The following is a 24,672-nucleotide window of genomic DNA, read 5'->3' as shown; positions in this document are numbered from 1 at the left end:
AACGAGAACTGGAGTGAATCCCGGCCGGCGCCAGCACGCGTCATGGTCTGGTCTTGTGGTATGCGACCTCTATCGTGTTGCTTTTGCTATTTCCAATAATAGGTTTTGGCGTGCCATTTTGGCGGCTTCCTGCCGCCCAGTCACTTCCATTTGGCTGACTTGTGGCGTCTTTCGTCGTAAGCGCCGCATGTCCTCTTTTGATTAGGCCTTCATTTCCGGGGGGCGATTGGGCTGGACGATCGTGTCCACAACGGCGATTTTTGGTGTGGTCTTCTTGGGGTTTGTACTCACCAATTATTCCCGCGCCATCACGCTCGGGATTTTCACGTCTGCCCTGGTGCTCGTCCCCGCACCGTACTTCCTGGGAACCGCTGCGCTGCACCGAACTCTGGCGCTTGGCGGGCTGCTGGCTACGGCAGCCGCGGGTTCGTTCGGATTCCGCCTTGCACCCGGGGTCGCGGTGCATACCAATGCCCTGATCAGGACCGAGTTCTACAATTTGGACGTTCACAGTTATTCGAACGCGTTTCCAAAATCTGCAGTGCGCGGCGGCGCGCTGGCACGGATCGGGGATCGTTATCTTCTCGTGAGCGGAGACGGTCAACTCCATATCTTCTACTGGAAAGCGATCGACCAGATGACGGTCCACACGCTGCCGTACCGGGTACCGATCAACGGCGAGGCGTTTTTCCGCGGCTGCCGGGCGTCCATGCGTGGATGGCTCCAACTGGGTGCCTCAAGAGACCCAGAGCAGGGAGGCCGGACGCGAGATCCTCAATCCCGAATGGTTCCGAACGTATGGCTTACTGGTTCAGGAGGTCGGCGCTAGCGTACGCATTTTCGTTTCGCACGCTTACTGGAATGTCGGTCAGGAATGTTGGACCGAACGCATCTCCGTCCTCGTTACGAACGGTGCGGGGCTACTTCGCGGCGAATCTGCCTCCGGTGGAGAACTCTATATGAGACCTCGCCTTGCCTGCCAGTGCGCGGAGAACACCGCCGCCGCGGGATTCCTTTTGTCGTTTATTTTGGTGGGGGCCGGATGGCCCTTCTAGATCCGGAAACGCTGCTGTTGACCGTAGGATTTCGGCTTTGACGGTGTCGCCTCGGTTCATGCCTATGCGCAGTGACCCGGCAGCCTCGTACGGAAAAACACTGGCCATTAAGATTGCGGATGGACGCGCTACGATGGGCCACCGAAATTCGGAGGGCTTGTACGTCGATCGATCTGGAACGATTTGGTCGACCGAACACGGACCGCAGGGCGGCGATGAACTCAATCGGGTAGTCCAAGGCGCAAATTACGGTTGGCCGTATGCGACATATGGAACGGATTGCGGTTCGTTCTCATGGCCACTGAACAAGCCCGAACTGGACCGGAAAAACTATGAAACTCCCGTGTTTGCATGGGTCCCGTCGATCGCAGTCGCTAATTTAGTTGGCGTGGAGCGTGGATTGTTTTCGGAGTGGGAAGGCGATCTGTTGATCGCCACGCTCAAAGCCATGACGCTGATCGTGCACGCGTGCGGGACGGACAAGTCAAATACCTCGAGGCGATCCCAATCGGGAGTCGCATCCGCGACCTGATCGAGGGCAGTGATGGCAGTCTCGTGCTATGGACGGATGAGCAAAAATTGATCGCGCTTCATCCCAAGAAAGGCGCGACGGGTGAAACCCTTTTCGCGCAGAAGTGTGGCGGTTGCCGTCAGCCGAATTTGATGAGTAGCAATCGGATCGGACCAGATTTACCCGGCATTGTCGGTCGTCAAATTGCGTCGGTCGCGAGCTATCCGGATTACTCATCAAGCTTACGCGGTTTGGGGGGCATATGGACCGAAGATCGCCTTGACGAGTTCCTAAGGCACCAAGCGCGTTCTGTCCTGGAACGAGAATGGATTTCGCCGGTGATGCCAGCGCGACCGAACGCCGAGCCATCCTCAGTTATCTGCGTAAGCTTTGACAAAGGCTTCATAGCGCGTACTTGGCTTTGGAATTTTGTTATCCGTGAGCCGATGCGGGATACCTTTGCCTTCCACGGCTTCTATATCGGGGCCCGGCTTCACTCCGCGACCGGCTAGAACCCCGATCGAAATTGGGCAAAAACCGCTTAACCCGTCCACCTTTTCCGGAAGCTCGCAGAGTCAATCGCCGGACGTCGAGCGCTCGGCGCGCGCGGCATGGCCGCTCGCCTCGTCCTCCGCACCGGCAATTTCGGCTCGGCCTTGCTGTTGAGCTCGGGGTCTTCAATCTGATCACTCAGCGCCGCCGACGCAGCGGTCCAGCCAAGAGGCGTTGGTTGTTGATCTCGCGAAGGAGCAGCATGCGCTTGGTTTGTGCGGCGTTGAGCAGCCCCTCGAACAGGACCAGGACCTCGCGCGCCTGAACGTAGACTTCGGTGGTGATGGCGTGTTGGTCGAAGCCATAGGTCGCAAGCCGCGCGTCGATCTCTGTCGCAGCGATCGGATCACACCGCCAGCTCAACGCATTTTGCAGCGTATGGTACTCGGCCTCCGCCTCGAACTCGGGATCGATCCCGACCAGGTCGATGCGCCGCAGCGCCGCCGCCACCGCCTTTTGGCGATAGGTCTCGAGCAATTTATGCCGCAACATGCGGTAGCGCTGGATGTCCCAGGACAGCTCGGCGACATCGATGGCCAGGAGCCACTCGATGGCGGATTGCGGCGCAAGGTCGGCAAAGATCGCCTGCCGGAGTGCCTGGTAGTGTTCGAGCTGTTCGCCCGGCAGCAGCAGGGGCGGCGGTGCCAAGACCTCCAACTCGACCGGGAGTGCCGTGGTGGTGAGCTCGCGCGCCGTTTGGACGAGGCCGTTCATCGGACTGAGGCCTCCGATCCAAGGTTGACCGGAAACGGCGCGGTGTCGATCGCGGTGTCGGCCGGACCGTGGACGGGACTCGCCGCCCACAGCTCCTGCGCGACCGGCAACGGCCCGATCTGCAGGTTGGCCCACCAAGCCCGCTCGTTGCCGTGTCGATGCAGCTCCTCGTGATGGGCGCGGCACAATGGCACGGTAAATTCGTCACCGACTTTGCGGCCGAGTGCTCTGGGTTGGGCGAATTTTAGGTGATGGGCATCGCACGGGGTTTGCTGGCACACCAAGCAGGGCTGCGCCCGGACAGCAGGTGCGCCTTGCTGCGCTTGCGGGGCGGCTTGGGATGGACGAGCCCGGACTCGGGGAGAGCTGGCTGCAACGCGGCCGCGGTGCCTGCAGCAGGACCGGGTGCCGCTGGCGAGCTTGGGTCGCAATCCAAGGCGGCCGCTTGGTCGGCGGCTGCGAGACCTGCGTCGTCCTTTAGCTTGGCCTGATAGGCGGTCTCGACGAGCTTGGCGTCCGGCTCCAAAAGGGTGTTCTTGCGCGGCAGGCTGGCCTTGGCCCAGGCGAGCAGGTCCGCGCTCTCGGTCAGGGATGCGAGCTGGCGCAAGAGCTGGTCGCGGAGCTCGGCGGAGTCTGGCGGCGCCAGCACCGGTGCGCGGTTGACAATCTCCCGGGCGGGCTTGGCTGTCGCCCCTTGAGCTACTCGCGGCCCTGCCACCGGCGAGAGGGCATCGGGAGCGTCCAGATCATCCTCGCCGGCAATCCCGACCAGCGCGAACAGGGCATAGCGTCGGGCGTAGGTGAGCGCCGCGCCCATGCGATGCGGCGCCTCGATGTCCCTTGAGGCGCAGACCGGCCAGTCCGAGGAGATCCACTCGCCGGAGGAATGGGCGAGCAGGGTGGTGAGGTGAATGTGCCGGTGCTGGCCTCTACCCGGGTGCTCTGGATGGTGGCGATCTCCTGCTGGCTCAAGGTCTTGCGCACGATGTCGAGGCCGCTCGCCAGCGAGGCGTAACGAAAGGTGTGGTCGTCATCGCGCAGGAACGGCGAGCGGATCTGCGCGGTCAGGGTCTTTTCCGGGTTGGTCAGTTCGGCTTGCGCGCGGGCCAGCGCCGCCGCGATCGCCCCGATATGCTCACTGGCCTGGTGCATGGACGCGCTCCATCTCAACCGGATCAAAGCTGATCGCGCCGGCTTTGGAGCGTTTGGCGCGAAGTCCGTGGCCAAATGCTTCCTTGGCATCCTCAGGCAGCAACTTCTTCAGCTCGGTCTTGGCCAGTTCGTGCTCGGCATGGGCCTCGCGGGTGCGCAGATAGGTCGCCGCGCATGCGGCCCACAGATTGGACGCGGTCATGTCGACGACGTTGACGGCGGCGAGCCGCGGACGTGGGGTCTCGATCCCAAACAGCAGCGGCGGCTCGCCGCTCTGCACGCAGCGCCAGAACTTCTTTTCTGCCGTGAGTAGCAGGTGCTGGTAGAGCGGATCGGCGTGGAGGGTGAGCTCGACCCATTTGCCGCCGCCGGTGATGATCGACAGCACGGCGGAGCGCGCTGCGATCACCCACATGTTGTGCTGCAGCTGCGCCATGTGCTTGTCGGCCGCGGTCTCCTCGGTGAAGGCCCAGGGCAGCATGAACTTGGCCTCGAACACCGCGCCGGTTTCTGCGACAATGCCATCGAGGGTGGCCGCCATCCAGTGGTGGACCGGATGCCGCACCCGTTTCTGAATGTCGGTAATGGTCATACCCGACGCGCGCTGGTACCAGCTGCGGTTGAGGTCTTCGGTGACGCTGCCGAGCTGGACGATCAGGTTGTGCGCAAAATCTTGCGGCGCGATCTCGCCGCGTTTTTCCTGCCACAGCCGCGTGAGATCCTCCTGATCATGGCCCATGATGATGCGCGCGTCCGAGCCGCCGACAAAGGCGCGCCGGTCAATGGGGTCGAACTTGACGATGCGATGTGGCGCCTCGGCGCCGCCGGTTGCAATCGGGATCACCGGTCTCCTTGGTTTGGCAAACGCGGCTTGCCGCCGCACCACCAAAAGCCCCGCACCAGCGAGGAGAGAGACCGGGGCCAACGGCAAAGGCCCGGTTGCCATTATTAACGCTCCTTTGGCGCGGGAATGCCAGTCCTTTTCTGCAGCAATTTTGCTGTTTTTTAGCCCGAAAACCTTGATGAACTAAGATGTTGGAGTGATGCTTCCGAGTGCCGCAACCAGCCTCGGACAACGAGCTCGGAGATGGCGTCAATTCGACAAATCAAAGCCAATCGCGCCAACGCCAGGCGCAGCACCGGCCCGAATACGGCGGGTGGAAAGGCAAGGTCCAGCGGCAATGCCCTCCGTCACGGATTGGCGCGTCCCCGCGACCGCGCTGACCCGGATATCGCGCGTCTGGTCAGCGCCATCATTTCCGGACTTCGGCATGGTGGCATATCCGACTTGGTGGTGGACCTCGCGCGGGCCAAGCTCGAACTGGTGCGCATCCGCGCCGCCCGTCAGCGGATGTTGGCGGCGCTGCTGGACTGCCCAGTCCCGGCGGATGTTAAGCGCGTCACGGGCCTTGACCGCTATGAGCGCGCCGCTCTGGTCAGGCAGACGCGGGCGCTTCGGTCCTCAATCGCGCGGGGCTGATGCGCGGCGAGCAAATTGGCTTCGTTCCGGAATTCTTTGGTGAATGGCCGGAGCGGAGCTACATCGTCAATTCAGAATGGTGATCGATTCAATATGGTAATCGGGGCGCCGGCCTAATGCGCGGTTAAGGAAGAACCCATAGCCTGTTTCCGTCGTTGACCTGTACGCCACCCGAAGGTGAGGTGGTTTAGGACCTGGGCCGGATCACATGAGAGACCTAAGGGAAAGATTGGACAAGCTCCGCGCCGATGCCGCAGATCTCGCCCTGATGAGCAGACGGGCGATCGACCCGGAAAAGCGTGAACTGTTTGGACGCTTGGCGGATGAGCTTGCCATAGAGGCGCTTGAGCTTGAGCAGGTGGTCAAAAGGTAAAGCAAGAACTCAGGTTCCGACCACCCGGACAAAATCGTAATTCTTAAGGGGCATTCTGAGCGGGGCTAACGCCTTCCTGATCGCGCAGGCTCGCTCGATCGCGGGACGCTCCGCAATGCTCGGCGATCCCCACCTACCGCACGGCCCCGGCCCCAAGATTCCCAGAAACCCCTTGGCCGGGATCCCCTTTGTCCTGGCTACGATAGCCCTCTAGCGAACACCCTCAAGTTCGGCTCGGAGCCGCCCCGCAGCGGTACTTCCCTGCGCAAGGCAAACAAATTCCCTGTTCGCCAGCGAAGATTTCCCTGTTAGACGTGGGCGCAGGGCAGGTTCACGGTTGGGATTTGCTTCGCGAATCTAAGGCCTTGCCGCAGCTTGGAAGGGGGGTAGCGGCCCTGCGCCCGGCGCGCTATCCCTGTAAACTTCCCTGTTCGCAGGGAATAGATAGGCGCCCGCCCTTCGTCCGGAAGGGCATTGAACCCGAACCGTTGAAAAGTTGGTTTTGACCGACCGAGCCCACAGCGTTGACGATCAGGCGTGGCCGTCTACGTCCCGGGCTTCCGTTCCTTGAGGCCAATGAGCAAGTAGGCCGCGACTTATCAAAGGGCCCGCTCGCAGCTCCGGCGCGGAGCACGGCCTGGACCGCGTATGTTCGAAAACGCTTTGTGCGGAGCCGAAGCCAGTGCCATTCTCCCAGATTCAAACGACCGCGGGTCCGGCTCCGGTTGCATTGTTCGCAGTTGCAAATCACCTGGTGGCTTCCGATGCCCTTAGATCCCAGAATGCCCGATCGCCGAGCCGATCGATGGGTCGCGCTCATCCGAGAGTTTCTGCGAGTTCTTGCAGTTCGCAAAAAAGAACAATTTGACCGAAGAGTCTCGATCGGAGACCTTCTCACCGAGCGCGACGATAACGCCGCAGCGTATGGCTTCGGCGAGGGCACCACGATGTACGACAACGTGCTCGTTCTGGGGTCTGTCAAGGTCGGACGAAATACCTGGATTGGACCAGGATGTATCCTGGATGGCTCGGGTGGAGTTTTGCGGATAGGGGACTGGTGCTCCATCTCCGCTGGCGTCCAGATCTACACACATAACACCGTAAATCGTTCAACTTCGCTCGGCAGGGACCCGATCGATTACGCACCCACCTGGATCGGCAATGGAGTATATGTGGGCCCTAATTCCGTGATCCAAATGGGTGTAACGATCGGCGATCGCGCGATCATAGGTGCAAATTCACTGGTCAACAGGGATATTCCTACAGGTGCCAAGGCGTTTGGCTGTCCTGCGCGCCTTCAGCAGCCCTCAACGTCGAAATAAATGCAATCCGCGGCCGGCCCAAGTTTCCATTTTCGCCGCAACTCCGGTCGCCGCCGATTTAATGGCAAGTATCATCGGGCAAGCTGAGGAATAAATTACTGCATTAGCAAATTTAAGTTGCTCTTCCGCTAATTTGACGTACCATTTAATTGAGGGCTGGCTGTTGCAGGATGATCCCCATGACCCATCTTGATACCGACGGCGAAGATCGTCGTGAGTTCTTGAAGAGCTGCGGAAAATTTGCCGCCGTCACCCCTCCTGCCATGACGCTGTTGCTGTCCACCTCTCTTACGTCAACCGCGATAGCCAGTTCAGGCGGTCATATTGTTCATGGCAACAATGGCTACGGCAACGGCGGCGGTGACGGCAGTCCGAACAATAAAGAGGATCGCGATCGCTAGATGTTGCTGTGGACGGCCGCGCCGTTGCGGTGTGTACGGCGTCGGCGCCGCGCCGTGCTCAACCGGTCCGGCGGCGCTTTTGGCTCGATGAGCGGTTGATCAACAGATCGTTTAGCTTCTTGCCGGCTCGAAGCTGCGCTTTCAGCCATCGGGGTTGCTTGCCGCGACCGGACCAGGTCTCGGATGGGTTTTTCGGATTTTGATACTTCGGCAGCACTGGCGGGTAGGGGCGGCGCGCACGTTCCCCGTTGGGGGCTCCGGCAGTTCCCTCGATCCTGCGGAGCCGCTCTTCGAGCTTGGCCTTTTCCGCAATCATTCTCCGACTTAGAACAGTCGTCACTTCATCGTAAAGCCGCCACAGCTCGGCTGTGGTCGCAGGTGCCCACTCGTCGTTCCCCATGGAAGCCGTCCCCACTACTTCCGATTTGAAATAGGAGGGGGGCTTATCAGGTCGAAGCCCCGTCGGGCAAGCCTGATCGGCCCGCGCACAGAACTCTAGTGTGCAGTGCGGTACTTTTTGGGGCTACCAGCCGGGCCTGTGCCTTCGACCGGCCGGTCGCCTCCCAGCCGGTCTCCGCCGGCGGACCCTTCGCGTCGGGCCGAGCAAGCGCTGCTCGGCCATCGACACGCGACTTCGTAAATTCTGCAATTCGGTGAATTGAACGATCAGAGATTCATGCGTTTGCCGCAAAACAGCCGAAGAATACATATGACCACCTACTCATTACCAGCGATGACCCGTGACCGCAGATTGAAGTTTGCCGGGTTAGCGAAAATGTCGCCCGAACTTTGCTGACCAGGTTTTCATCGGTGCTTCTGCCGAAGCAGGGCCGTTATCGTTCGAGACGTCTGATTAATTTCCACTCCTCATATTGATGTTGGATGAATAGTATTACTTTTTGAGCCTCCTTCTTCATGTTATGGGGCGAGGCTTTTCAGCTGCCTCGCTCCGGTCAAGTTTGTCGAATGTTAGATTTGAATCATCAATGTGACTATATATCGTTCGTAATAAGTGGTCGGTGATGAGCCTGATGGCGGTTAACCAATCCTGACAAGGCAGCCACATACTGGACCGCCAGATCTGCGGGAGAGTTTTGCAGATCATAGCCAGCCGAGAAGGCGCTGTTTGTAGATGAATTGGCTGCTTCGGATTTTCCATGGAGGACCGGAATCCTACGGTGCTGCACGCATTCTCAAAGCGAGTTACAGTGGTGTGGCCATCATGCGTTGCCGCGCGCCGTGACCAATTGACAGTGCGGCGTTTTGGCAGAACGGATGGTTGTGCTTCCCGCGCGTCTTGAGGTGAATGCAGGAATAAAAACTGCCGCGCGGGGTATCAGGAATAGGCAGGGGAAGCATGCGCCGCATCAGAGTCGTCATCGCGGATCGGCACCCGATCGTCTTGCAGGGGATCAGCAGCGTCCTTGCGGCGCAGCGTGATTTTGCGATCGTGGCCGCCTGCGGCGATACTGCAAGCTGCATTGGGGCCATCCGACTTCTGGTGCCCGACATTGCACTGGTCGATATTGCAATGCCCAGTATCAGTCGACCGGACATTCTGGCTATCGCAAACACCGCTGGCCAAGGTACCCGCGTCATTTTCTTCGCTGAAAAGGCCGGCGATCAAAGGTTGCAGACGCTGGCCGCGGGCCGCGCCTGCCTCGTCCTCACGAGGGATGCTGAGCCGGAGATGCTGGTCGCGACCCTGAGGAAGGTTGCGGAACGCCAGGGACCGGCATCGCGGTCGCCGTGCACAGGTGGCGAGGTCCGTGGGGAGTCTCACACCGGTGAGGAAAAGGCTCCGACGCAGCTGACCGACCGGGAGCGGCAGATCATGAGACTTGTATCGGAAGGGCTGTCGAACAAGGAGATTGGGCGTTTCTTAAGCATTACCGATGGTACGATCAAAGTCCACCTTCACCACATCTTCCAGAAGCTCGATATCAGCAATCGAACAGTTCTCGCAGCATTTGCCATTTCGCAAAACGGGCAACGTGCGGCCGCATGTGAACTCGCCTCTTCCGGCCTACTACAGCAGGATTCGGCGGTTCGAAACGACGAGGACGTCAAGCGAAGCAATGTCCTTCCGGAACGTACGCGTTAGCTGGACATCGCATCATGCTGAGCGGTGAGCATCGGTTGCGGCGCGCAGATGCTCGGCCATGTTGCGGCAGGCTGCTTCGGCCTCAGCCAATGTTCGGAAGGGCGACCCGCTGATCTTGATCGCGCCGTTGTTCTCGTAGAGTGGCCGCCAACTCGCCAGGTACCCGGAGCGTCCGTGAAAGCCCGGACCGGTAGGGCTCTCCAGGCTGATCACAAACGAGAAGCCATCGCCGCTCGCGCTCCAGATCTCCATGTTTTCGATGGGCCGGTGAAATTGCAGTGGCATGGAAATCATCCGTCGTGCGCTGCCCTTAACCAAGCTAATCAGATATATGAATATTAAATATTAATTTGACACCCCCGATTGGGGCTCCGGCGCCGGGGCTAGCAAGCTCGAGGCATGGAAATGCTGGCAATCTGCCGGTGGTGCACGCTTCGCAATCTCCATCTTTCAAACAAAGTTTCCGTTGAAAGTCTATTTAATATATAATACAAATGAAGCAAATTTAAATCAAGGGGAGCGCATGGTGACCCAAGCTAGCAATGAAGATGACGACCGGCGGGCGTTCCTGAAAACCTGCGGAAGATTCGCGGCCGTGACACCCCCCGTCATGACGCTGCTGCTGTCGACCTCGCTGACCTCGACAGCCATCGCACGTTCAGGCGGACAGAACGGAGCAACGCATGGCGATGACAGAGACCAGTCATTCTTCGACAACGATCGTCCGTCCTCTGCAGCGTCGGGGTCCTCTGGCAGCGGGTCACCTGGAGGCGGTGGCGGACCGGAGGGGCGCCGTGGTGGGCCATCTGCTGCTGGAGGGCCGCCATCCGGCGGTGGCGGCGGATCCGGCGGAGCGGCAGGTGGCAAAGGACCTTTCGCGACGGGAGGGAACTCCGGAAATCCGACCGCATATGGAGGGGTCGATTGTGCAGATGAAGAGGACGACGAGCGGAGGCACAAGCCCGAGTGCGAGCGAGCCGCCACTCGACTTTCGAGCGCAACCCGCTCCGAGCATTAACAACGGCTCGACCCGCTGTTATCGCAGGCTGAGCAGCCAGGCCCAATGGAGCGTGCCGCGCGCCTGGGCACATGAGTACTTTTTTAACGCGCCGCCACATCGTTATCGGCAACGCAGCATGCCAAATTAGTCGCGTTTTCCTGTGATTGCATTTTTTGCCCACCGTCAAAGCTGGCGGAATTCTCGCGGACATATTGCTAGGAGACCTCACATGAAAATCTGCGCTCGAGTGGACAACCCCGGTGCTGTTCTTCGCCAGCGTCTCGAAGCGCTTGCCGCCCAACTCGCAGAACTTGAGAGTCTCAGGGACCGGGTGGATCGAGAAGAGAACCATCAGCGCGAGCTACGCCGGTCCGGCTATCTCAGACGAGCGAGTTCAGAGTGCAACCGAGCGGTCGCTGCAAGGTCGCAGATGTAAAGCTCCTGCCTGTTCCGCCTGGTCGAGCGGTTCATCTGCAGCAGCATCCAGTTACGCCGAGAATAGGAGCGCTGGTTTCCTGGTGCAATACGTGCCGGGAGCGGGGAGTCTTCAATTCATTTACTAGTTTCGCTTGGAAGGATGAAAGCTCGTGAATGATGCCAAAATGAAGTCGAAACGCAGGCCGCTTCCGTGAATGAGAACGTGAACGGAGCCAAGCCAAAGTTCGTTTTGAGTTTCCAGGAACTCCTCCGTGGCTTCGCCGCACCGACCAAGAAAAATATCGCGAGCATGAAAGCAATTTCCGAGGAGATCAGCGATGTTCTCCGCGAAGCCTGCTCTATGAACGCCAGGGGTGCTGTCGATTACGGCGCCAAGGTCATCGAGATTTCCAAAGACAATACCAGCGCCACCTGGAGTTTTTCCCGGCTCGTTGAGACCAGACCGCTGCTGGATATTGTGCGTCTTTCAACCGCCCGAAGCAGCGAGGCTTTCGAAGTCGTCTCCGCACAGAATCGGGAGCTTTGGGAGCTCGCGCAGAAAGTAGCGATCGAGACGACCGAGCCGTCAAAACCAGCTTCAACCGGCTATTGCACAAGACCGCCTGAACCGAGGCTACCTGCCGCGCGCGCGCATCGGCTGGAGGGCGTCTCCGCCAGGACGGACGCTCGGTCCAGTTGATGGCGGGCCAGCGTGCCTAGAGTCCGCAACAGATTGCAGGAAATCAAGATGGGGTGTGGTGATGATCAAGTGCCCGAAAACGGGTGACGCCATTTCGACGGGTATCGAGACCGATCGCGAAGGTTTCGCTGCAGCGCTGTATTCTTCTCGCGCGTCTATTGCCCGGGTCTGTGCGGCTACTCACGAATGGCTCGCGCGAGAGGCCTGCTTCTACGAGCCTGCCCTGGATAGTCGGTTGCCCGGCGGCTGGCGGGCGTCTCGTGAAGGCGCGGCGTGAAGAAGCCCTGCTCCGCCACGCGAGACGATCCGATCGATCCTGCGGCTCATCACCTTGTAGCACTCGCATGCCACGGCTTCGAGCCGCGGCCGGTCAATCTCGAGCTGACCGCGGCGGTTGGATTTCAACGCTCTTGACGCGCGCAACGCCCTCACAACATGCGTGACGGTGGTGCGCCGGACGCCCAGTAGCTCCGACATAGTCTCCTGCGTCAAAGGGAGGGGATTGCTGCCATTCGCCCGGTCGTGAATTTGAAGCAGCCAGCAGGCCATCCGGGCTTCGACGGAATGTAGTGCATTGCAAGCCGCGACGTGCTGAACCTGCGTCAGCAGCGATCTCGTGAAAATCTGCACCATGGATGCGATCGCGGGGCTGCGACCCAGAGCTGACAAAAATTGCGCCGCCGGAATCTGCAGCACGGGCCCTGGTACGCGGACCACCACCGTCACGGGTGAGTGGGATGTGCCAAGCGCCGAGGTCAGGCCGATCGCACCTTCATGACCGATCACCGCTACGGCGACAGTCTGGCCGTTCGGCAAGTCCACGATAAACGTAACCGCACCACCACAGGGGAAGAGAAGGTGGTCGATCCGATCACCCGATCGGATCGGTACGGCGTCGCGTCCGAGCATGATTTTCCTCAGGTGAGGCGCAAGCAAAGCAAAATCCGCCGGCGGCAACGCTGCTAACAATCGATTACCAACTCTGGTCGTGTGGTCCATCATGGGATTCGTCCCCCACGGATGTCCGGCGCTAGGCCTCGTGCCGGCTGGTGCCCAGCTGTTTGCACAACTCAACAGGGGTCCAACCGGTCACGGCGGATATGGTTCCCATTGTGGAGTGAACCGCCCCGGGTTTGCCGGAGGCCATTTGGTTTAAGTTATGCCGCCATGGCGGGTTGTTCCAGCATTGCGTAGTAGCGTTGCTCGGCTTCGGCAGGCGGGATGTTGCCGATGGGCTCGAGGAGCCGTCGGTTGTTGAACCAATCCACCCATTCCAGGGTCGCGAACTCGACGGCCTCGAAGCTTCGCCATGGCCCGCGCCGATGGATCACCTCGGCCTTGTAAAGAGGAATCTCCGACACTGCCGACAGAGGGCTCCACGCCTGCTTCAGCCAGGCGTTCGGTGTATTTGATCGAGACGTATTGGCTGCCCCTTTCGCTATGGTGCACGAGCCCGCCACGATGGATCGGCCGTCGATCATGCAGTGCCTGCTCCAGCGCGTCGAGCACGAAGCCCGCATGCGCTGTGCGCGAGGCCCGCCAGCCCACGATCCTGCGGGCATAGGCGTCGATGACGAAGGCGACAGACAAAGCCGCTCCAGGTCGCGACATAGGTGAAGTCGGAGAGCCAAAGAACGTTCGGCCTTGGCGCCCTGAACTGGCGGTTGACGTGATCCAGCGGGCATGGCGCGGCCTTGTCGCTGATCGTGGTCTTGACCGGTTTGCCGCGGATAACCCCTTGCAACCCATGTCCCGCGTCACTCGCGACACGTGCAACGGGCAACATCGAAGCCTTCGCGCTTGAGCTGCCGCCAGACCTTGCGCACGCCATAGACCCGGAAGTTCTCATCGAACACGCGCGCGAACCGCGATCTTCAGCGCGGCATCCTGCCTGGCGCGGGCCGACCGCGTGGCCGGATCGCGCCGCTTGGCAACATGGGCGTGGTAGGTCGAGGGGGCGATCGGCAACACCTTGCAGATCGGCTCGACCCCATGCGCCCCACGATGATCGTCAATGAAGGCGATCATGGCTTGGACCGGCGGTCGAGCTCCGCCATCGCAAAATAAGCGCTCGCCTTGCGCAGGATCTCGTTGGCCTGTCGAAGCTCGCGGTTCTCCCGTTCCAGGGCCTTCAGCTTCTCGGCCGTGTCGGTCGGAACGCCGGCCCGCTGCCCACTGTCGATCTCCGCCTTCTTGACCCAGTCATGCAGCGTCTGCGGCGTACAGCCGATCTTGGCCGCAATCGATGTCACCGCCGCCCAGCGCGAAGGGTGCTCGCCGGCGTGATCTAGAACCATCCGAACCGCGCGGGCCCGGACCTCGGCTGAAAACTTGTTCGTCGTCTTGCTTGTCATGGCTCCATCCTCTCAGGAGTTGGAGCCTCCGGCAAACCCGGGGCGGTTCATCGCCGCTAGAAGAGCACCTCCGATTAAGGACTAGCCCGAAGAGGCTTTCCGCCTCTTAGTATGCATCGCGTTGGAGTCGCGCACACGGCGAGCCAAGCAAGCGGGTCTCAACGATCTCGGCACAGGCGCTGCCGCCATCTGTTAGTAAATGGACGCGAAAGGACTGACGTTACTGGGATACTATCCCGCGAATCAGCCTTTTCTTCGAAAAGAATGAGAAAACTCGACTGCCGGTATCCTGTATCGTTTTTCAGGAGACGAAGAGGCGCACTCATGCGGGTAGAGCATGTCGCAGGGATCTGATTTCATCCGACGCATAGACCTCGTTACACTGCGGTTGTTCGTTGCAGTCTGCGAAGAAGGCAATTTCCCAATTCTCGGCGGGGCCTCAGGACACTAACCTTCGATGCACCGCGCGGGCGGATTCGCTTTAGTCATGGCAGGATGCTGAGTCGTCAGGTGATCCACGGCCAACGCCATAGGGGGCCAATAGCAGCCATCACGTCAGCACGAGCGGCATTCTCACCAGACCCAACCAATTGCTGTCGTGGCGGAGCGCCCGCACTCGTCGCTGAAATACTTGACCCCGCGTCAAGACATTTTCAGAATTTGCTGAACACGACATTCGTGCGAACAGCGGCACTGCTGTGGCCGGTGTTTGACGCCGTACGCCAGAGCTAACGGACGGCGATGCCTGCGCGGTCGATCATCCGCTTGTAACTTGCGGTCTCCTTGACGATGAACGGGACCAGACACCTAGTGGCCTCCTTGAGCTCGTACTCTATTGCGGTTCGATTCCGGCTGCTTTGATAATTCGTCCCCACTTGCCGATCTCAGACCTCAAGAATGCCTCGAGCGCCTCCGGCGTTGCGCGCTCGGGCTCGACCGGAGCCATGCTGAGCTCGGCAAAGCGGCTGATCAGGGCCGGATTCTTCAGCGCCGTCTGGAGCGAGCCCACCAGATGGTCGACGACCGGCTTCGGCGTGCCACGCGGCGCGTAGAGGCCATACCAGGTCGTCACGTCGAATTCGGGAACGCCGGCTTCAGCCGAGGTCGGCACGTCCGGCAGCGTCGCGACACGCGCTTTGCTGGTGATCGCGTAGCCCTTGATCGTGTTTGACTGGATATAGGGCGTCGGTCCGGTCGCGGGATCGCAATAGACGTCGATATGACCCGCGATGACGTCGTTCAGCGCCGGGCCGCCGCCTTTGTAGTAGATCGGCGTGAGTTTCGTGTCGGTGGTGCTCATGAACATCAGGCCGCAGAGCTGCGAGGCGGAGCCAAGACCGACATTGCCGAAGGTCATCTTGTCTCCCTCGCTGCGGATGCGCGTGATCATCTCGGCCAAATCCTTGGCCGGAAAACTCGGCCGGGCCACCAGGATCATTGGCACGTCTGTGACGAGCCCGATCATGGCGAAATCGCCGACGGGGTCGAACGGCAGCTTTGCGTAGAGCGCGGGCGCGGTGGCTTGCCCAACATGCATCAGGAGCAGCGTATAGCCGTCGGGCGCGGCCTTGGCGACGCGGTTGGTGCCGAGCGTGCCGCCGGCGCCGACGACATTCTCGATGACGATGGACTGCTTCAGCGTCGGGCTCATGGCGTTGCTGAGAATCCGTGCGATGACGTCACCGGGGCCGCCGGCGGAGAAGGGCACGATCATCGTGACCGGACGCGCGGGATAGTCGTCCGCGATCACGGAGCCGGAGGGGCAGAGCAGGAAAAACAGGATCAGCGATCGTACGAGATACGTCATCGAACACTCCCTGGCGGCATTATTTTAGTCGTCGGAAGGCGCCGCCTCCTTGGCCGCCGACGATTTTTCGATCATGTCGAGCGCGGCCACTGCGGCTGCATTGATGTGGTCGACGCAGCAGCGCTCGGCTAGATCCGCATCGCCGCTCTGGATCGCACGCCAGATCGCGGTGACCTCGCGCAGGCTCTTGTTGATTCGCTTCGGCTGCGACATCGACGTGATGCGCAACAGCTGAATGCGATCGTGCAAGGGCCGCAGCATGCGTTCGATGAAGGCATTGCGGCAGCCGCCGATCAGCGCGCCGTAGAAGTCGGTCTTGGCTTCGAGGCAGCCGACGAGGTCTTGCTTCGCTGCGGCCGCCTTCAGCCGTGTCAGGGCGTCGCCTATCCGGCGCACGACTTCCGGGTCGTGCAGCCTGGCACATTCACGGCCGGCGAATCCTTCGAGAACGGCTCGTGCCGTATAGAGCTGCCGGGCCTCCTCCAGGCTGATGGTGGAGACCAAGGGGCCGCGGTGGGGGACCGTCGTCACCAGCCCGTCGGCCTCCAGCGCCCGCAGCGCTTCACGGATCGAGGGGCGGCTGACGCCCATCATCTCGCAGAGCTCGCGTTCGACCAGCCGCTGGCCCGGCTTCAGGTTGCCCGACATGATCGCCTCGCGCAGCTTCTGCGCGACGATCGCGCGGACGGTCGGGACGTCCTCGACGCGGAGTGTCGACTGCAATTCGCTACGTCTATCCATGTCCGAATCCTGTTCGGGAAAAGTCAGTACCGGTTTACAGGCAGAATCATCATTTCGGCAATTTGAACGTGGGCGGGCTGGTCAAGGGCGAAGACGATCGAGCGGGCAATGTCGGTCGGCTCGAGCGCCAGCTTGAACTGGTCGAAATAGTCCTTTTCCTTCTGCCGATCGCCGCGGTAGCGGGTCAGGATGATGTTGGTCCGGGTGAGGCCGGGCTGCAGCTCGGTCACCCGGATCGCGGTTTCCGCCAGTTCGCCCCGCAGGGTCTCGGTGAACATGTGCACGCCCGCCTTGCTGGTGCTGTAGGCGGCCATGTCAGGCACGATCCGGACCGCGTTGATCGAGCTGATGTTGACGATATGACCGGAATTGCGTTTGACCATGCCAGGGAGGATCGCGCGCGTGACGCGCATCAGGCCGATCAGATTGGTCTGGATGATATTGGACCAGTCGTCCGCGGAGCCGGCATCGAAGCGCGTCCGGCCGCCGATATCGTGGCCGGCGTTGTTGATGAGGACGTCGACCGGTTTGAAATGACCGGGAATGGCATCCGGCAGGCCATCCACGGCCTTTGCATCGCTGATGTCGAGCTGGATCGGAAACACCGCGTCACCGACCGTCGCTGCCAGCTCCGCAAGTGCCGTTGCATCGCGGTCGACCAGCACCATTCGACGGCCGCTTTCCAGCAGCGCCTTGGTGATGGCGCGTCCCATGCCGCCGGCGGCGCCCGTCAGCACGACGGTCTGGCCCAATTGTTCAGTCATCGCAACACTCCCATTCCGATGCCCTCATGCGACCGACCAGCCGCCGTCGATCGGCAGGCTGGCTCCGGTGATGTCGTTTGCGGCGGGTCCGCAGAGAAAGACGACCATGGCGGCGACGGCATTCATCTCGATGAAGCGCTGCGTCGGCTGGCGTTCGCCGAGATATTCGCGCGTCATGTCCTCGACCGGACGGCCGCTATCCGCCGCCGAAGTGGCAATCTTGTCGAGGATGGCGGGCGTCGGCAGCGTGCCGGGGCAGAGCGTATTGCAGGTGATGCCGCGGCGCGCCGTCTCAATGGCGACGGCGCGGGTGATGCCCAGGATGGCCGTCTTGGTGGTGACGTAGTCGATGCGGTCCTCGATCGCGCGGCTCGAATAGATCGAGCCCATGTTGATGATCCGGCCCCACCCGCGCTGCTTCATCGCCGGCAGCGCCAGGCGGATCAAATGGAACGGCGCCGACAGGTTGACGGCCAGCGCCTGCTCCCAGCGGTCGGGCGGAAACTGCTCGATTGCCGAGAAATGCCGGACCACCGCGTTGTTGACGAGGATGTCCACGGCCCCGCAACGGTCGAGCAAATCGGTCACCATGGCCTCGATCGCGTCACGTTGCGCGAGATCGACGCCGGCCGTGACGACCTCGACGCCGAAACGGGTGCGGAGATCATCCGCGGCCTGCTTCGGCGCAACGAGATCGTGAAGGATGATATTGGCGCCGGCACCAGCCAAGCCTTCCGCGACGGCCAGCCCAAGGCCTGCCGTCGCTCCGGTCACAAGTGCCCATTTGCCCTTCATCGCAACCACGCTCCGCTATGTCTTGTCGAGATCGGCGAAGACTTCCTTCGCGTTCCGGAACGCATCCACGCCGGCCGGCACGCCGCAATAGATCGCGACCTGCATGAAGACCTCGCGGATCTCCTCGCGGGTTGCGCCGTTGGCGAGCGCGCCACGGACATGGGTCTTCAATTCATGCGGGCGATTGAGCGCGCAGAGCATTGCTAGATTGAGGAAGCTGCGGGTCTTGCGCGTCAGGCCTTCGCGGCCCCAGACGTAGCCCCAGCAATACTCCGTGGTGAGGTCCTGCATCGGGCGATTGAAGTCGTCCGCGGATGCGATCGCCTTGTCCACGAACCCGTTGCCGAGCACGCTCTTGCGGATTTCGAGGCCGCGGTCGTAAGTCGCCTTATCCATGTTGTTCTCCGTTGTCTTGAGGCGGGGTCAGCTCTTCGGCCAGAACGGCTTTGCCAGCGCGAGCTCGGGCGGGAACACCGTCACGGGTACGCCGGCCTGCCATTGCACGATGGTCATGCCGGCGCCGACGCGGCGGCCTTTCTCGTCGAACTTGATCTCGCCCAGCGGATAATATTTCGAGGGACCGCCATCCATGGTCCGCAGCGCCTCGCCGACCGCGACGCGATCGGCCTTGCCCGCCTTCTCCAGCGCATCCTTGATCACCCACATGTCGCCATAGGTGGAGATCGCGTTCTGCGTCATCCACGGCTCCTTGTAGCGGGTCTTCAATTCCGCGATCAGCGCCTCGTGGCCCTTGGCGCCCCAGCTCGCGACGCAGGTCAGCACGCCCTGGAGCAGCTCGGGGCTGACGGTTTGCAGCATGTCCGGCTCGGCGATCGCGATGCCGAACGAGATGGTCGGTACCTTGCCCTGGCCGAGGCCGAACTCGTTCATCTTCTCAAGCAGCAGCTTTGCATCCGATATCACCGTCGGCAGGAAGAACAGCAGGTCGGGTTTCGCCGAACGGATCTTCTGCACCAGCGAGGTCGCGTCCGCCAGCGGCGGTGTGAAGGTCTCGTCAACGATCAGCTGCAGCTGGTTCTCCGCCAGCAAACCCTCGCGCATCGCCTTTGCGGAGGCGATCGAGGCCCCGGTGTTGTCAGTCAGGATCGCGACCGTCTTCGGCCGCTTGCCGGCGGCCGTCTCCGCCAGCTTGATGAGCTGGGGCAGCGCCTGCCGTGCCTGCGAACCAGCGGTGGCCGCGGTCTGGAATACGTATTTGAATCCGCGGTCGGTGATCAGGTCGGAATAGGAGAGGGTGAGGACGGGCAGGCTGGCGCGCTCGGTCACTTCCGTCACCGCAAGCGTGAACGAGGACAGATAGGCGCCGCTGGCCGCAACCAGATCGGTCTCCTGCGCGACCATGCGCTGGGCGGCGTTCTTGGCCTTCTCCGTGGTGTCGCCGGAATCGAGCACGACCAGCTTCAGCTTGGCGCCGCCGAGCGCCTTGATGCCGCCTTGCGCGTTGATGTGATCGACCGCCATCTCGGCGCCCTCGCGCATCACCGTTCCCGGGCGGGCGTAGAGCCCGGAGATCGGTACCAGCAGGCCGACCTTCACCTCGGATGGCTGCTGCGCCCAGGCGCGGGATGCGATCAGCGTGCCGGAGGCGCCGGCCAGCAATGTTCGCCGCGAGATCGTGATCTTGCTCTTTGCAGTCATGACAATTCTCCTCCCTGAAAAATTCTCGCAGCGCTTTATGATTTCTTCGGCCAGAACGGTTGCGCTTGCGCGAGCTCGGGCGGATAAACGGTGACAGGCACGCCCGATTGCCATTGCACGATGACGACGCCGGCGCCGACGCGGCGGCCCTTCTCGTCGAATTTGAGCTGGCCGCCCGGATAATATTGCGACGGGCCGGCATCCATGGTGCGGAAGGCCTGCGCGACCGAATTGCGGTCGGCCTTGCCGGCCTTTTCCAGCGCCTCCTTCATCAACCACATGTCGCCATAGGTCGAGATGACGTTCTGCGTCATCCAGGGCTCCTTGTATTGGTCTTCAGCTCGGCGATCAGGGCCTCGTGGCCTTTCGAGCCCCAATTGGCGACGATGGTCATAATGCCCTGCACGGTCTCGGGGCTGACGCTCTGGAGCATGTCGGGCTCGGCGATGGTGATGCTGAAGGACACCGTTGGGATCTTGCCCTGGCCGAGGCCGAACTCGCTGATCTTCTCCAACCCGAGCTTGGCATCGGAGACCGCGTTCGGCATGAATAGCAGCAGGTCGGGCTTAGCCGAGCGAACCTTCTGGATCAGCGGCGTCGCATCCGACAGCGGCGGGGTCCAGACCTCCTCGACGACGAGTTGCAGGCCTTCCTGCGCCAGCAGCTTTTCCTTGAGCGCCTTGGCGGTCGCAACCGAGGTCGCGGTATTGTCCATCAGCATCGCCACGGTCTTCGGCTTCTTGCCCGACGCATTCTCGGCGAGCTTCATCAATGTCGGCAATCCAAGCTCCGATTGGCGGCTCGCCGTTGCCGCGGTCTGGAAGATGTATTTGAAGCCGCGATCGGTCAGCAGGTCCGAATAAGACAGCGTTAGCACCGGCAGTTCGGCGCGCTCGGTCACCTCGGTCACGGCGAGGGTGAAGGAGGAGAGATAAGAGCCGGTGGCGGCGACGAGGTCGGGCTCCTGCGCCACCATGCGCTGTGCCGCGTTCTTGGCCTTCTCGGTGGTGTCACCGCAGTCGATCACGACCAGCTTCAGCTTGGCGCCGCCGAGCGCCTTGATGCCGCCCTGCGCGTTGATGTGCTCGATGCCCATCTCGGCGCCCATCTTCATGACCTGGCCGGGGCGGGTGTAGATGCCCGACAGCGGCACGATCAGCCCGACCTTGACTTCGGCCGGCGTTTGCGCGCGTGCGACGCCGGCGAGGCCGATCGCGGCAGCGCCGGAGAGCACGGTACGGCGCGTCAAGCCATTCGATGTCTTGCCTCTCGATGCCTTGTTCATTTGTCGTCTCCCTGGTCATTGTTTTCTGTTCGTCACATGCCGAGATAAGCTTTTCGCACGCGGTCGTCGGCGCGCAGCGTGTCGTTGTTGCCTTCGAGCACGACGCGGCCGGCTTCGAGGACATAGCCGTGATCGGCTGACTCCAGCGCCTCCGCGACGCGCTGCTCGACCAGCAGCATGGTCAGCCCGGACTGGCGCCGGATATCGATCAGCCGCTCGAAGATGAAATCCGCGGTCGACGGCGCGAGCCCCATCGAGGGCTCATCCAACATCAGCAGCTTCGGCGAGGAGGCGAGGCCGCGGCCGATCGCGAGCATCTGCTGCTGGCCGCCGGACATCGTACCGGCGAACTGGGTGCGGCGCTCCTTCAGCACCGGCAGCCACTCGAGGATGCGTTCGATATTGGCCGGCCAGTCGCGCCGGCCGCTTTCGGTCATCGCGCCCATCTCCAGATTCTCCATCACCGTCAGTGACGGGAATACCTGGCGCCCCTCGGGGACGTGGGCGATGCCGAGATGCGCACGCTGCGGCGGCGGTACCGCGAGGAGATCGACGCCGTCGAACCAGATGGCTCCGCCGCTCGGCTTCACGATGCCCGAGATGGTCTTGAACAGCGTGGTCTTGCCGGCGCCGTTGGGACCGACGATCGCGACGAACTGACCTGCGCCGACGTTGATCGACACGCCGTTCAGGACCGGTTTTGCCGAATAGCCCGCGCTCAATCCCTCAATTCGCAACATGGCCCGCCCATTTTTTGCCGAGATAGGCCTCGATCACACGGCTGTCGCGCGTCACTACCTCGGGCAGGCCCTCGGTGATGACGGCGCCGTGGTCGAGCACGAGGAAGCTGTCGACCAGGCGGACCATCGCCTGCATGGTGTGTTCGATGATGGCGATGGTCATGCCGTTGCGCGCGAGCTGCTGGATCACGGCGACGACCTCGTCCGCCTCGCCGTGACCCAGGCCCGCGAGCGTTTCGTCGAGCAGCAGGATGCGCGGCTGGCCGGCGATCGCGCGGGCGAGCTCCATCAGCCGCAGTTCCTTGGTCGAAAGCTCGCCGGCGACGCGGTCGGCCACGGCGGAGAGTCCGACGCTGGCAACGGCATCGGCCGCGAGCTTGCGAGCCTCTGTGTCGGTGCGGGCGCGCACATAGGCGCCGACCACGACATTGTCGAGGATCGACATGCGCAGGAACGGCCGCATCACCTGGAAGGTGCGGCCGATGCCGGCCTCGCAGATCACATGCGGCCGCTGGCCCGACATGTTGCGGCCGTCGATCAGCACCTCGCCCTGGCTCGGCTTCAGGAAGCCGTTCAGGAGATTGAACAGCGTGGTCTTGCCGGCGCCGTTCGGGCCGATGATGCCGAGGATCTCATTCTTGTGCAGCTTGAAGCTGACGTCCTGCACGGCCTTGAGGCCGCCGAATGAGCGCGAAAGGTTGCGAACCTCGAGCACGACCTCACCGGTCGCTGTACGTTGCCGCGCGGCGGGCTTCAGCGCCGTGACCTTGACCGCGGTCGTGTCCGGGGCGGCGCTGGCCGCCGCCGTGGGGGCATTCCGCTTGCGCAGGAGATCGCGCAGTTTCCAGAACAGGCCTTCCGGCGCGAGCAGGATGACGCAGACGATGGCAATGCCGAAGATCACGCCCTGAATGCCGGGGATTCGCGCGCCGGCCTCCGCGTGCAGGATCTCGGCAAGCGGGATCAAGATCACCGAGCCGATGACCGGGCCCCAGACCGTGCCGACACCGCCGAACATCGCAACCGTGAGCGCCTGAGCCGATACCAGCATGCCGAACACCGATGCCGGGGTCACGACCAGCAGCACCTGCGCATAGAACCCGCCGATGGTGGCGGCGATCGCGCCGCTGAGCATGATCGCGCGCAGCTTCCACGCCAGCGTGTTGATCCCGGCAGCTTCAGCCGCGGCCTCGTTCTGCTTGATCGCGAGCAGCGCCATGCCGAAGCGCGAGCGCTCGATCATTTGCGTCAGCACGATGGTCGCCAGCATGATGGCGAGCCCCAGCAGGGTGTAGATGTGGGGATCGGCGAACTGCATATAGGCGATCGGCGCATCGCGCTTGATCGGGAGCGTCACCTCCTGAAAGCCGAGCCATTCGAACACGTAGAGAATCGCGAGCGGATAGGCGAGCATCGCGAGCGCGAAGTAGTGGCCTTGCAGGCGGAAAGTCGGAAAGCCGATCAGGAGCCCGGCGATGCCGCCGAGCATGGCGGCGATCGGGATCAGCAGCCAGGGCGAGATGTCGAAATAGATCTGCCCGAGCGCGGTCGCGTAGGCGCCGATCCCGAAGAAGGCCGCGTGGCCGAACGAGATCAGCCCGGTGTAGCCGCTGAGCAGATTCCAGGACAGGCCGAACACCGCCCATACGGGCACCAGCGTCAGGATCAGCTGGTAATAGGAGTTGCTGACGCCGAGCGAGATCCCGGCATAGGCGAGCGTGAACAGCAGGGGAGGCAGCAATGATCGCAGCGGGAGCATGGTCATGTCCTCTCGACCATGCGCCCGAAGAAGCCTTGCGGGCGGAAGAAGATGATGAGGAGAAAGACGGCGAAGATCGCGGCGTTTTGCAGCTGCGTCGGCAGGATCAGCGTCGACATCTGCTGCACGAGGCCGATCGTCATGCCGCCCCAGAAGGCGCCGATGATGCTGCCCATGCCGCCGAGCACGACGCCGGCATACATGACGATGACGTATTCGAGGCCGACGAAGGGATGGAACGGATAGTTGGTGGCGAGCAGGCCGCCGGCAATCGCGGTGATGCCGCAGCCGAGCGCGAAAGCGGTGCGATGCGCGCGGTCGACGTCGATGCCCATATAGGTCGCGGCGGTTGGATTGTCCGCGGCGGCGCGCAGCGATTTGCCGATCCGGGTCCGCGTGATCAGCAGCGACAGCAGCATCATGATCGCCAGCGAAACGATCGCGTCGATGCTGCGCGCCTTGTTGAGGAAGATGCTGATGTCGAGGAACGGAATGAACTCCCACGCCGAGCTCGACAGCGGCGTGCGGATCGAAGCCAGCACCGATCCGAACACGATGAGGCCGCCGTTCTGCAGGATCAGCGCGATGCCGAGCGTGAGGATGAGCTGGGCGTAATGGCCATCACCCTCGAGCGAGGCGGTACGCGTACCCGAGACGCGCGAGATCAGAGCCAGATGGACGAAATAGCCGAACACGGCCAGCACCGGCCCGGCCAGGATAATCGCGACGAACGGTCCGACCGTATTACCGAACAGCGCCTGGATGCCGGCCGTGGTGAAGAGATAGAAGGCGGCATACATGCCGAGCATCATGAAATCGCCATGGGCGAAGTTGATGACGCGCATGACGCCGAAGATCAGGCCGAGCCCGACGCACATCAGGCCGTAGACGGCGCCGATCAGGAGGCCCGCGGCGAGCGCTTGCAGAAATCCTTCCATCAGCCCCGCCTCCGCGCAGCAGTCGTGCTGATTGCTGACGATGCCAAGC

The 24,672-nt window shown here is 61.9% G+C and carries 22 protein-coding genes, 3 pseudogenes and 1 other annotated feature; of the genes and pseudogenes, 8 read left to right on the top strand and 17 right to left on the bottom strand.

Features of this window, described 5'->3' with window-relative positions:
• The first annotated feature begins 226 nt into the window (after nt 1–226).
• On the top strand, nt 227–829 hold the full coding sequence (locus IVB40_RS22480) for a hypothetical protein (protein ID WP_247816333.1): 603 nt from the start codon (nt 227–229) through the stop codon (nt 827–829).
• 637 nt (nt 830–1,466) lie between these two features.
• Nucleotides 1,467–2,078: a hypothetical protein gene (locus IVB40_RS22475; protein WP_247816332.1), complete on the top strand. Its 612-nt coding sequence runs from the start codon at nt 1,467–1,469 to the stop codon at nt 2,076–2,078.
• Between the two features lie 178 nt (nt 2,079–2,256).
• On the opposite strand, the gene IVB40_RS22470 is transcribed toward IVB40_RS22475, so the two are convergent.
• The 3 genes and pseudogenes from IVB40_RS22470 to IVB40_RS22460 all read right to left on the bottom strand — a co-directional run bounded on the left by IVB40_RS22470 (nt 2,257) and on the right by IVB40_RS22460 (nt 4,828).
• A complete protein-coding gene (locus IVB40_RS22470; protein ID WP_247816331.1) occupies nt 2,257–2,832 on the bottom strand; it encodes a hypothetical protein in 576 nt (191 codons plus the stop codon).
• Nucleotides 2,829–3,984: pseudogene (locus tag IVB40_RS22465) on the bottom strand (ERF family protein). Before IVB40_RS22465 ends, IVB40_RS22470 begins: the two are co-directional and overlap by 4 nt.
• A complete protein-coding gene (locus tag IVB40_RS22460) occupies nt 3,968–4,828 on the bottom strand; it encodes a YqaJ viral recombinase family protein (protein ID WP_247816330.1) in 861 nt (286 codons plus the stop codon). Before IVB40_RS22460 ends, IVB40_RS22465 begins: the two are co-directional and overlap by 17 nt.
• Nucleotides 4,829–5,071: 243 nt before the next feature.
• On the opposite strand from IVB40_RS22460, the gene IVB40_RS22455 reads away from it, so the two are divergent.
• From IVB40_RS22455 to IVB40_RS22440, 4 genes are all read left to right on the top strand, one after another.
• Nucleotides 5,072–5,464 carry a hypothetical protein gene (locus IVB40_RS22455; protein ID WP_247816329.1) on the top strand — a complete coding sequence of 131 codons (393 nt, stop codon included), beginning with the start codon at nt 5,072–5,074 and terminating at the stop codon, nt 5,462–5,464.
• 229 nt (nt 5,465–5,693) lie between these two features.
• Entirely contained in the window at nt 5,694–5,837 is a 144-nt protein-coding gene (locus IVB40_RS22450) for a hypothetical protein (RefSeq protein ID WP_247816328.1), read from the top strand.
• Between the two features lie 782 nt (nt 5,838–6,619).
• Nucleotides 6,620–7,159 (top strand): acyltransferase, encoded by a 540-nt coding sequence (locus IVB40_RS22445; RefSeq protein ID WP_247816327.1) that lies wholly within the window; start codon nt 6,620–6,622, stop codon nt 7,157–7,159.
• 170 nt (nt 7,160–7,329) lie between these two features.
• Nucleotides 7,330–7,560 (top strand): hypothetical protein, encoded by a 231-nt coding sequence (locus IVB40_RS22440; protein ID WP_247475334.1) that lies wholly within the window; start codon nt 7,330–7,332, stop codon nt 7,558–7,560.
• A 58-nt stretch (nt 7,561–7,618) separates the two neighbouring features.
• Here the strand turns inward: IVB40_RS22440 and IVB40_RS22435 are convergent, their stop codons facing one another.
• The gene (locus IVB40_RS22435; RefSeq protein ID WP_247816326.1) at nt 7,619–7,960 is read right to left on the bottom strand and encodes an H-NS histone family protein; all 342 of its coding nucleotides are present in this window, start codon (nt 7,958–7,960) and stop codon (nt 7,619–7,621) included.
• Between the two features lie 957 nt (nt 7,961–8,917).
• On the opposite strand from IVB40_RS22435, the gene IVB40_RS22430 reads away from it, so the two are divergent.
• Entirely contained in the window at nt 8,918–9,664 is a 747-nt protein-coding gene (locus IVB40_RS22430) for a response regulator transcription factor (RefSeq protein ID WP_247816325.1), read from the top strand.
• Between the two features lie 12 nt (nt 9,665–9,676).
• Here the strand turns inward: IVB40_RS22430 and IVB40_RS22425 are convergent, their stop codons facing one another.
• Nucleotides 9,677–9,949, bottom strand: coding sequence for a hypothetical protein (locus IVB40_RS22425; protein ID WP_247816324.1), 273 nt, complete (start codon nt 9,947–9,949; stop codon nt 9,677–9,679).
• 1,343 nt (nt 9,950–11,292) lie between these two features.
• Here IVB40_RS22425 and IVB40_RS22420 point away from each other — a divergent pair.
• Nucleotides 11,293–11,781 carry a phasin family protein gene (locus tag IVB40_RS22420; RefSeq protein ID WP_247816323.1) on the top strand — a complete coding sequence of 163 codons (489 nt, stop codon included), beginning with the start codon at nt 11,293–11,295 and terminating at the stop codon, nt 11,779–11,781.
• Between the two features lie 210 nt (nt 11,782–11,991).
• Here the strand turns inward: IVB40_RS22420 and IVB40_RS22415 are convergent, their stop codons facing one another.
• The 12 genes and pseudogenes from IVB40_RS22415 to IVB40_RS22360 form a co-directional block, all read right to left on the bottom strand.
• Nucleotides 11,992–12,783: a Crp/Fnr family transcriptional regulator gene (locus IVB40_RS22415; protein ID WP_247816322.1), complete on the bottom strand. Its 792-nt coding sequence runs from the start codon at nt 12,781–12,783 to the stop codon at nt 11,992–11,994.
• Between the two features lie 155 nt (nt 12,784–12,938).
• Nucleotides 12,939–14,135: pseudogene (locus IVB40_RS22410) on the bottom strand (IS3 family transposase).
• Nucleotides 13,735–13,851, bottom strand: a sequence feature (AL1L pseudoknot). (Overlaps the previous pseudogene by 117 nt.)
• Nucleotides 14,136–14,967: 832 nt before the next feature.
• Nucleotides 14,968–15,942 (bottom strand): tripartite tricarboxylate transporter substrate-binding protein, encoded by a 975-nt coding sequence (locus IVB40_RS22405; RefSeq protein ID WP_247816321.1) that lies wholly within the window; start codon nt 15,940–15,942, stop codon nt 14,968–14,970.
• A gap of 24 nt (nt 15,943–15,966) precedes the next feature.
• Nucleotides 15,967–16,683, bottom strand: coding sequence for a GntR family transcriptional regulator (locus tag IVB40_RS22400; protein WP_247816320.1), 717 nt, complete (start codon nt 16,681–16,683; stop codon nt 15,967–15,969).
• A 23-nt stretch (nt 16,684–16,706) separates the two neighbouring features.
• Entirely contained in the window at nt 16,707–17,447 is a 741-nt protein-coding gene (locus tag IVB40_RS22395) for an SDR family oxidoreductase (RefSeq protein WP_247816319.1), read from the bottom strand.
• A gap of 24 nt (nt 17,448–17,471) precedes the next feature.
• The gene (locus IVB40_RS22390) at nt 17,472–18,242 is read right to left on the bottom strand and encodes an SDR family oxidoreductase (RefSeq protein ID WP_247816318.1); all 771 of its coding nucleotides are present in this window, start codon (nt 18,240–18,242) and stop codon (nt 17,472–17,474) included.
• Between the two features lie 15 nt (nt 18,243–18,257).
• On the bottom strand, nt 18,258–18,638 hold the full coding sequence (locus IVB40_RS22385; RefSeq protein WP_247816317.1) for a carboxymuconolactone decarboxylase family protein: 381 nt from the start codon (nt 18,636–18,638) through the stop codon (nt 18,258–18,260).
• 27 nt (nt 18,639–18,665) lie between these two features.
• A complete protein-coding gene (locus tag IVB40_RS22380) occupies nt 18,666–19,901 on the bottom strand; it encodes an ABC transporter substrate-binding protein (protein WP_247816316.1) in 1,236 nt (411 codons plus the stop codon).
• Between the two features lie 35 nt (nt 19,902–19,936).
• Nucleotides 19,937–21,186, bottom strand: a pseudogene (locus tag IVB40_RS22375) (ABC transporter substrate-binding protein).
• A gap of 32 nt (nt 21,187–21,218) precedes the next feature.
• Nucleotides 21,219–21,926, bottom strand: coding sequence for an ABC transporter ATP-binding protein (locus tag IVB40_RS22370; protein WP_247816315.1), 708 nt, complete (start codon nt 21,924–21,926; stop codon nt 21,219–21,221).
• Complete coding sequence (locus tag IVB40_RS22365; RefSeq protein ID WP_247816314.1) at nt 21,913–23,691, bottom strand: branched-chain amino acid ABC transporter ATP-binding protein/permease; 1,779 nt, start codon at nt 23,689–23,691, stop codon at nt 21,913–21,915. Before IVB40_RS22365 ends, IVB40_RS22370 begins: the two co-directional genes overlap by 14 nt.
• Entirely contained in the window at nt 23,688–24,623 is a 936-nt protein-coding gene (locus IVB40_RS22360) for a branched-chain amino acid ABC transporter permease (RefSeq protein ID WP_027568078.1), read from the bottom strand. Before IVB40_RS22360 ends, IVB40_RS22365 begins: the two co-directional genes overlap by 4 nt.
• Between the last annotated feature and the right edge of the window lie 49 nt (nt 24,624–24,672).

This window comes from Bradyrhizobium sp. 40, assembly GCF_023100925.1.
Taxonomy (GTDB): Bacteria; Pseudomonadota; Alphaproteobacteria; order Rhizobiales; family Xanthobacteraceae; genus Bradyrhizobium.
Note: the sequence above shows the minus strand (reverse complement) of the source record. Positions and strands in the feature narration are given on the sequence as shown.

What these genes read in the sequence shown, in the direction of transcription:
- IVB40_RS22360 (WP_027568078.1), bottom strand. Translation starts at nt 24,623, where the DNA reads ATGGAAGGATTTCTGCAAGCGCTCGCCGCGGGCCTCCTGATCGGCGCC.
- IVB40_RS22365 (WP_247816314.1), bottom strand. Translation starts at nt 23,691, where the DNA reads ATGACCATGCTCCCGCTGCGATCATTGCTGCCTCCCCTGCTGTTCACG.
- IVB40_RS22395 (WP_247816319.1), bottom strand. Translation starts at nt 17,447, where the DNA reads ATGACTGAACAATTGGGCCAGACCGTCGTGCTGACGGGCGCCGCCGGC.
- IVB40_RS22470 (WP_247816331.1), bottom strand. Translation starts at nt 2,832, where the DNA reads ATGAACGGCCTCGTCCAAACGGCGCGCGAGCTCACCACCACGGCACTC.
- IVB40_RS22425 (WP_247816324.1), bottom strand. Translation starts at nt 9,949, where the DNA reads ATGCCACTGCAATTTCACCGGCCCATCGAAAACATGGAGATCTGGAGC.
- IVB40_RS22385 (WP_247816317.1), bottom strand. Translation starts at nt 18,638, where the DNA reads ATGGATAAGGCGACTTACGACCGCGGCCTCGAAATCCGCAAGAGCGTG.
- IVB40_RS22370 (WP_247816315.1), bottom strand. Translation starts at nt 21,926, where the DNA reads ATGTTGCGAATTGAGGGATTGAGCGCGGGCTATTCGGCAAAACCGGTC.
- IVB40_RS22415 (WP_247816322.1), bottom strand. Translation starts at nt 12,783, where the DNA reads ATGATGGACCACACGACCAGAGTTGGTAATCGATTGTTAGCAGCGTTG.
- IVB40_RS22430 (WP_247816325.1), top strand. Translation starts at nt 8,918, where the DNA reads ATGCGCCGCATCAGAGTCGTCATCGCGGATCGGCACCCGATCGTCTTG.
- IVB40_RS22455 (WP_247816329.1), top strand. Translation starts at nt 5,072, where the DNA reads ATGGCGTCAATTCGACAAATCAAAGCCAATCGCGCCAACGCCAGGCGC.
- IVB40_RS22440 (WP_247475334.1), top strand. Translation starts at nt 7,330, where the DNA reads ATGATCCCCATGACCCATCTTGATACCGACGGCGAAGATCGTCGTGAG.
- IVB40_RS22400 (WP_247816320.1), bottom strand. Translation starts at nt 16,683, where the DNA reads ATGGATAGACGTAGCGAATTGCAGTCGACACTCCGCGTCGAGGACGTC.
- IVB40_RS22405 (WP_247816321.1), bottom strand. Translation starts at nt 15,942, where the DNA reads ATGACGTATCTCGTACGATCGCTGATCCTGTTTTTCCTGCTCTGCCCC.
- IVB40_RS22380 (WP_247816316.1), bottom strand. Translation starts at nt 19,901, where the DNA reads ATGACTGCAAAGAGCAAGATCACGATCTCGCGGCGAACATTGCTGGCC.
- IVB40_RS22390 (WP_247816318.1), bottom strand. Translation starts at nt 18,242, where the DNA reads ATGAAGGGCAAATGGGCACTTGTGACCGGAGCGACGGCAGGCCTTGGG.
- IVB40_RS22435 (WP_247816326.1), bottom strand. Translation starts at nt 7,960, where the DNA reads ATGGGGAACGACGAGTGGGCACCTGCGACCACAGCCGAGCTGTGGCGG.
- IVB40_RS22445 (WP_247816327.1), top strand. Translation starts at nt 6,620, where the DNA reads ATGCCCGATCGCCGAGCCGATCGATGGGTCGCGCTCATCCGAGAGTTT.